This window comes from Acidovorax sp. ST3 (assembly GCF_003231145.1).
In the GTDB taxonomy this organism is placed as follows: domain Bacteria; phylum Pseudomonadota; class Gammaproteobacteria; order Burkholderiales; family Burkholderiaceae_C; genus Acidovorax.
Genome location: NZ_QKVP01000137.1, coordinates 1 through 519, shown reverse-complemented (window position 1 = coordinate 519; position 519 = coordinate 1). Strand labels below are relative to the sequence as shown.

At 69.6% G+C, this 519-nt stretch carries 1 protein-coding gene; it reads left to right on the top strand.

Going from position 1 to position 519, the window contains the following annotated elements:
• Nucleotides 1-125: 125 nt before the first annotated feature.
• Nucleotides 126-519: aldehyde dehydrogenase family protein (locus tag DNK89_RS23980; protein WP_153064359.1), on the top strand; the 394-nt coding region annotated here is incomplete at its 3' end.

Sequence of the window (519 nt, the reverse complement as noted above, 5' to 3'; positions counted from 1 at the left end):
CCATAACCACACCGCGCGCCACCGACGCCCGGGTGGCGCGATCCGGCTTCGCCGGCCGCGCCAGGAGACCCCCGCATCCGCGCGTTCCGCAATCGGCCAACGGCCGCTACTTTACTCCGCACACCGTGACTCAGAAGAACTTTATCGCCAACCAATGGGTGCCCGCCGCCAGCGGCGAAACCATCCCCGTGCTGAACCCTTCCGATGGCAAGGCGTTCGATGCCATCGCCCGCTCGGGCGAGGCGGATGTGGACCGCGCCGTGGTCGCCGCGCGCGCGGCCTTCGAGGGCGAGTGGGGCCAGATGGCTCCGGCCGCCCGCAGCCGCCTGCTGATGCGCATCGCCTTCGCCTTGCTCGATCGCCAGGAAGAACTGGCACAACTGGAATCGGCCGACGCCGGCAAGCCGATCAAGCAGGCCCGCGCCGACGCGGCCGCCGTGGCGCGCTATTTCGAGTTCTATGCCGGCGCGGTCGACAAGCTGCACGGCGAGACCATTCCCTATACCCCGGGCTTCACCG